Here is a 6,213-nt window from a genome sequence, read left to right as displayed (position 1 = left end):
GAGGATAATAGTGGGGCTATTTGACGAAGAAGCAGGAATTTTTAGACCAATTTATCGCAACCGCAGTAGGGTAGTCTATTCTCGGACAGGCTCCTAGTGAGATAAGATCTGTTCTTTCGCCCTTCAGGCTCTGGAGCGACCGACAGTTTATGCTTTTGTCGGTGGTCACTGGCAGTTAGCTCTGGTTTTACATCTGACTATTTGAGCAAATAGCAGTCGACCCTCCGCACAGTTTTTTGCGGGGATTCTTCCCTCTGGCACGCCCTCTCTATCGGTGACAGCTTGCGCCTGAGCATTGTCTTTGAATAAGATGTGTCATCTTTCCATGTTTCTGGCTAGACATTATGTACATATCAGAATGTGTACATAGATGTGTACATATTAAGATTTTTACTTTATGAAAAACTCTGAATTATCCAGTGAAGTAAGCCTCAGGCGCTCATTTGCTATCATCTCCCACCCTGATGCCGGTAAAACCACCATGACTGAGAAGCTGCTGCTGCTCGGTGGCGCTATTAAAATGGCCGGTACCGTCAAGGGGCGCAAGACCGGACGGCTGGCCACCTCTGACTGGATGAAAATGGAACAGGAACGGGGTATTTCTATTACAACGTCGGTAATGCAGTTTCCTTACCGTGAGCGCATTGTTAATCTGCTGGACACCCCAGGTCATGAGGACTTCTCAGAAGACACTTATCGTACGCTGACAGCTGTGGATAGTTGCCTGATGGTGATTGATGGCGCAAAGGGCGTTGAGGCTCGCACCATTAAGCTGATGGAGGTCTGCCGCCTTCGGGATACCCCTATTTTTACCTTTATTAACAAAATGGACCGAGAAGTTCGTGAGCAAATTGAGGTACTCGACGAGATCGAGTCTGTTTTAAATATTCAGTGTGCCCCTGTCACCTGGCCCATTGGTATGGGGAAAAACTTTAAGGGGGTGTATAACTTGTATACTGACACCCTCCATGTATTTACCCCGGGTCAGGGCAGTATAGTTCCCGATGATATTCGTATTGAAGGTATTGATTCCCCCGAAGGCCGCGCGTTTCTCGGTGACCTTCATGAAGATCTGCTTGATGAGGTGGAGCTGGTTCGTGGTGCCAGCCATACTTTTGACCTGGCGTCGTATCAAGCAGGAAAAATGACGCCTGTTTTTTTTGGCACGGCACTGGCTAACTTTGGTATTCGTGAAATGCTCGATGATTTTGTCCAATGGGCACCTAAGCCCCTGCCACGAAAAACAGATGTACGTACCATTGCCCCGGACGAAGAAAAATTCAGTGGTTTTATCTTCAAAATTCAGGCAAATATGGACCCGAAACACCGTGACCGTATTGCCTTTTTGCGGATCTGCTCTGGTAAGTACACCCGCAATATGAAGATGAAACATGTTCGTCTTGGTAAGGATGTTAAAATTGCCGATGCAGTGACGTTTCTCGCTGGCGATCGCTCTCACGTAGAAGAGGCTGTTTCCGGGGATATTATCGGTCTGCATAATCACGGCACTATTCAGATAGGCGACACCTTTACCGAGGGTGAAATTGCCAAATTTACCGGTATTCCTCATTTTGCTCCGGAGCTGTTCAAACGTGTACGGCTGAAAGACCCTCTCAAACTCAAGCAGCTGCAAAAAGGTTTGCAGCAGCTTTCTGAAGAAGGGGCAACGCAGTTGTTTATGCCTATCAATAACAACGACCTGATTCTTGGTGCTGTGGGGGTATTACAGTTTGATGTTGTTATGCGACGGTTGAAAGATGAGTATAAGGTGGAAGCTCTCTATGAGCCTGTCAATGTGAACACCGCCCGCTGGGTTGAGTGCGATGACAGCAGGAATCTGGAAGCGTTTAAACGCAAGTGCGCTGATAATCTGGCCATTGACGGTGGTGGCTATCTGACTTATCTGGCACCTACCCGAGTGAACCTTTCCTTGGCCCAGGAGCGCTATCCTGACATTACCTTCCGCACCACGCGTGAGCACTGACCAAAAGCGATACTCAACAGGCTCCTAGGAGCCGATAACGTCTGTTTGCTGTTTGCTGTTTGAATAGCTTGGCAATGTTAACCAATGGCTCCGGTCTGTGCATCTATGGATAAATTTTTGTATAGAGCCTCATTCCCGGATGTAATGTGAAAACTGGCCAACTGGGTCGATTGAAATAATTAAAATCAGCATTTTCATTGTTAAATGAACGAGCAGATGGAGAAAATTCAGGGCTTAATGAATAAATGCCAGGATGATAAGGAGCCAGTAAGCTCGGGGATGAAAGCACGGTGATTTGATGGTTGAGAATACCGGAATGTCTCATTCCATAAGAGCAGATCCCTATCAATGATGCTTGTATGCACAGAGCATAACTCCCTCCCATAAGAACGAGACTGGTAATCGCCTCTTTTTTCAAATAAGGCATTAAAGGACGACTTGTTCTCCCATCAATCACCCCTAAAGAGTGCTTGATACATGACCAGTCGGGGTTACCGATAACACCATAAATATGCCTTGGATATGACTCCCTATGTTCATGTACAACAATAATTTTACAGCCTAATTGTTTACAAAAACGAAGGGTTTCTTGTTGGCTCTGTTTTCTGGTAAGTGAGTTTTCAACAGTTTCAGATGCCCATTTTTTATCCTTTTCATCTATAACAATGGCTGCTGTATTGGCATTGTGTTCCGGTTTATGAAATTTTTCGATATCTGTAAACAAAGACCCATTGATAATTGACATAATGAGTATCCGACATTCACCAACTAACCTGTGTTGTTTTCTGAAATAGACTATTTAACAGAATAAGTAAATACTAGAAAACCGTTGATAACGCCCTGTACAACTCATTCTTGATTTTTTTACAGGCTCTCATTTCTGAAGATAATGCGACATTATCTAATTAATTGTATGTAAACAAGTGCGGTTAATACCTTTATTGCTGACTGAGCGCAAAGGTGGAGAAATTCAGGGTTTAATGAATGCGTTTAAAGATCATAAGAGGCCACTAAGTCCGGGGGGAAGTACTGTGATTTGATGATTGAGAGTGCCCATAGCAGTCCGGGTCTGATCTTATATTTCTCTTTTTTGAAAAATAACCGTAAGATTGTCTGGACGATTACACTCCGTTTTATTCAAAATCAAAGTGATTACCCTTTAGATAAAACAATTATTTGTGCAATACCTGGTGTTTTATCATGATAAGAGGCTTTTTTAATCTGTTTGTTAATAACATTGAGATGTTCATCTACATCTGAAGTAGTATTAGTTTGCTCACCTCCTTTAAATAAACAGAAATTTTGTTGATTTCTCACACTAAAAGAATAATCACCACAAGTAAACGTTATCGTCATATCAGGCCCACGCAAATTTTGCTGAGACGCAATCCAAAAAGTTGACACTCTTTTTGGAATAACCTCAGGTGGCTTTGTATCCCATCTACCATGCTTAAGATCAACGCTTGTCGTGCAATCATAATCGGTTGTGTTAACAAAATTTACTTGCAGAGTATCCTGTAGGTCATAATCAGCAAAACTGACATTTGTAAAAAACATCATGTAAATGAAAATCGAAATAGCGGATAATAGTCTGTTCATTACAAATACTCCATACAACAAGGGTGTGATCAATGGGGCACCTGTTAACATAGTGAGAAAGCTACTCACTGTTACCATTTATAGCCTGTGCAGAATACAGTCTTTTATCGTGCCATCCAGTGGTGTTAGCAAGGCCAACTTTTCACTTTTAAATAGGCATGAAAGTACTAATATGCATGAGAAGAATAAACGGCACCCGACGATAGCCCAACCTCCTGAAGCAGCTACCATTTTTGTTAATGTGTAGTATAGACTTAATTTGATATTTCTCCTTAAAAAAGGTAAAGGTTATTGATGTAGATAAAGGGCGGTTAACCACAATCTACATCACGAAAACAAGAGGCAGAAGACTTACCGGTTCACGCGGACTGATAGATCGTGTCACACAGTCATCAGTGTAAACACTGCCCTGGGGAGGTCACTGGAAAAGCAATCTGGAAGAAAAAGTTTGTCCTTTAAATTTGACCTGACAGGCACCCTCTAAAAATCGGCAACTGCCAGGTCAAATCTGAACGACTACACTTTAGGTGAAACAACTATTTCTGCAATACCCTCTTTATCAAACCTATAAGAGGCATGCTGAGTCTCTCTGTTGGTAACATTCAGATGTTTATCCACATGAAAGGTAGAACATGTTTGATCTCCGCCTTCAAATTCACAGAAATTTTGCTGATTTCTTACGCTAAAAGAGTAATGACCACATTTAAATTTTACAGTGATATCAGGGCCATGGTATTCCTCCTGCTCTACACGCCAATCAGCTTCCGAATGTTTTTTTATCCACCTGGGGGGTTCGATATCCCAATACCCACGGTTAATATCAGAGTATGCTCTGCACGCATAATCAGTTTTGTTGATAAAATGTACATCCAACATTCGTGATTGGTAATGAGCAAAACTGACGTTTGTAAAAAACGTAACGGAAATAAAGGTGATAGCTAGCCATACTCTACCCATTACAGTTACCTCATACAATAAAATGGCAACCGCTTAAACAACTGCTCAGACAGCGAAAAACAGCTACTCATTATTACCATTTAACGGATGTGCAAATTGACATTCTCCTCGCCATAAACGACAAGAGTTCCTGCTACCAGACGGCAATCCCCTGCCGCGGATTTTCTCTTACCGATAGCGGAATACATTTTATTTGACCATCTGTTCTACCTTTCGGATTGTTGAGAAACACGGGCAGAAAATGGAAGTATTTTGCTTGTTCCGCCGGGTAGCGTAATCCCTGAAAACGCCCGACAAAAAAAGTATACAACAAGAAGCTTGCTATGCAAGTTTCGTATACATCCAAACCTCAAGGGGGGTTACGCGGTTACAATAAACGCTTGCGTTGCGTCTTAGAGTGATGCGAGCGAAGGTAGACTTTTCATTTTCAATAGCGTGACAAAGCGCAAATTATTGCTTGGGGCAGCCACTTACGGGGGAATACGCCCTCTGAAATCGTCTTATGGATGCCCTCACGGATCACTCGCAGATGAATGTTTCAGGTTTTATTCAAATTCAAAGTGACGCCCTTTAGATAAAAAACACTTATTTGCGCAATGCCCGGCTTTTTACCACCATAAGAAGCATGCTGAACCTGTCTGTTGGTAACTTTTAAATGCTTATCCACATCAAAAGCACTGTGCTTTTGATCCCCGCCTTCAAGGTCACAGTAATTTTGTTGATTTCTCGTACTAAACGAGTAACCACCACAGGTAACCTTTAACGTCATATCGGGACCATGTAAATAACGCTGAACCGCTATCCAGTAAGTTGACGAATGTTTCGGCATTGAATCAGGTGGCTTTGTGATCCATTTACCATACTTAAGATGAGGCTTGATTGTGCAAGTATACTCGGTGTTGTTAACAAAACTTACTTGCAGGGTGTCCTGTGGATCATGCTCAGCAAAACTAACGTTTGTAAAAAACATTATGTAAATGAAGATCGCGATAGCGGGTAATACTCTGCTCATTTTGATACGCCATATAATAAAACAGTGACCGTTTGGGTATTTACTCAGACAGTGAAAAAGCGACTCACTGTTACCACCTGCAGCATGGACACAATACAGGCTTGCATTGTGCCATGGAGCAATGTTAAAGAAAGTCGCTTGCCACTTTCAACGGGTTTCACCTTTTATTCAACCCCAAGGTGACGCCCTTTAGATGAAACGGTTATTCGTGCGATACCCGGTTTTCTGGAATGATAAGAGGCATGCTGAAGCTCTTTGTTGGTAACAGTTAAATGTTTATCTACATCAAAAGTAGCGTGCTTTTGCTTTCCCCCTTTAAGGGAGCAGAAATTTTGTTGATTTCTCGCGCTAAATGAGTAACCACCACAGGTAAATTTTACCGTCATATCGGGACCATATGAATGATGCTGAAGTACATACCAATAAGTTGACGAATGTTTTCGTAACGAATCAGGTGGCTTTTTGTCCCATTTACCGTGCTTAAGATTAGCGTTGATTGTGCAAGTATACTCGGTGTTGTTAACAAAACTGACTTCCAGAGCAGTCTCTGTGTACCTGGCAAAACTGGCATTGGTAAAAAACATCATGTAAATGAAGATCGCGATTGCAGGTAATACCCTGTTCATTTCAGATACTCCTTACTATAAAACAGTGCCCGTTT

Annotated in this window: 6 protein-coding genes; 1 reads left to right on the top strand and 5 read right to left on the bottom strand. The window is 42.4% G+C overall.

The window, feature by feature from the left end; translation table 11 throughout:
• Nucleotides 1-397: 397 nt before the first annotated feature.
• Nucleotides 398-1,984 carry a peptide chain release factor 3 gene (locus V4C51_RS16690; protein ID WP_330927312.1) on the top strand — a complete coding sequence of 529 codons (1,587 nt, stop codon included), beginning with the start codon at nucleotides 398-400 and terminating at the stop codon, nucleotides 1,982-1,984.
• Nucleotides 1,985-2,087: 103 nt separating this feature from the next.
• Here the strand turns inward: V4C51_RS16690 and V4C51_RS16685 are convergent, their stop codons facing one another.
• The 5 genes from V4C51_RS16685 to V4C51_RS16665 all read right to left on the bottom strand — a co-directional run bounded on the left by V4C51_RS16685 (nucleotide 2,088) and on the right by V4C51_RS16665 (nucleotide 6,178).
• Nucleotides 2,088-2,729: a hypothetical protein gene (locus V4C51_RS16685; RefSeq protein WP_330927311.1), complete on the bottom strand. Its 642-nt coding sequence runs from the start codon at nucleotides 2,727-2,729 to the stop codon at nucleotides 2,088-2,090.
• Between the two features lie 407 nt (nucleotides 2,730-3,136).
• Nucleotides 3,137-3,583: a hypothetical protein gene (locus V4C51_RS16680; RefSeq protein ID WP_330927310.1), complete on the bottom strand. Its 447-nt coding sequence runs from the start codon at nucleotides 3,581-3,583 to the stop codon at nucleotides 3,137-3,139.
• A 516-nt stretch (nucleotides 3,584-4,099) separates the two neighbouring features.
• Nucleotides 4,100-4,540, bottom strand: a complete 441-nt coding sequence (locus V4C51_RS16675) for a hypothetical protein (protein ID WP_330927309.1) — start codon at nucleotides 4,538-4,540, stop codon at nucleotides 4,100-4,102.
• Between the two features lie 538 nt (nucleotides 4,541-5,078).
• Nucleotides 5,079-5,552 (bottom strand): hypothetical protein, encoded by a 474-nt coding sequence (locus V4C51_RS16670; RefSeq protein WP_330927308.1) that lies wholly within the window; start codon nucleotides 5,550-5,552, stop codon nucleotides 5,079-5,081.
• A 164-nt stretch (nucleotides 5,553-5,716) separates the two neighbouring features.
• Complete coding sequence (locus tag V4C51_RS16665; protein ID WP_330927307.1) at nucleotides 5,717-6,178, bottom strand: hypothetical protein; 462 nt, start codon at nucleotides 6,176-6,178, stop codon at nucleotides 5,717-5,719.
• Nucleotides 6,179-6,213 lie beyond the last annotated feature (35 nt).

The sequence above is a fragment of the Candidatus Sororendozoicomonas aggregata genome (assembly GCF_031528575.1).
Classification (GTDB): Bacteria; Pseudomonadota; Gammaproteobacteria; order Pseudomonadales; family Endozoicomonadaceae; genus Endonucleibacter; species Endonucleibacter aggregata.
The sequence above is the reverse complement of the archived record's forward strand: the minus strand, read 5'-3'. Positions and strand labels throughout refer to the sequence as shown.

What these genes read in the sequence shown, in the direction of transcription:
- V4C51_RS16675 (WP_330927309.1), bottom strand. Translation starts at nt 4,540, where the DNA reads ATGGGTAGAGTATGGCTAGCTATCACCTTTATTTCCGTTACGTTTTTT.
- V4C51_RS16685 (WP_330927311.1), bottom strand. Translation starts at nt 2,729, where the DNA reads ATGTCAATTATCAATGGGTCTTTGTTTACAGATATCGAAAAATTTCAT.
- V4C51_RS16665 (WP_330927307.1), bottom strand. Translation starts at nt 6,178, where the DNA reads ATGAACAGGGTATTACCTGCAATCGCGATCTTCATTTACATGATGTTT.
- V4C51_RS16690 (WP_330927312.1), top strand. Translation starts at nt 398, where the DNA reads ATGAAAAACTCTGAATTATCCAGTGAAGTAAGCCTCAGGCGCTCATTT.
- V4C51_RS16670 (WP_330927308.1), bottom strand. Translation starts at nt 5,552, where the DNA reads ATGAGCAGAGTATTACCCGCTATCGCGATCTTCATTTACATAATGTTT.
- V4C51_RS16680 (WP_330927310.1), bottom strand. Translation starts at nt 3,583, where the DNA reads ATGAACAGACTATTATCCGCTATTTCGATTTTCATTTACATGATGTTT.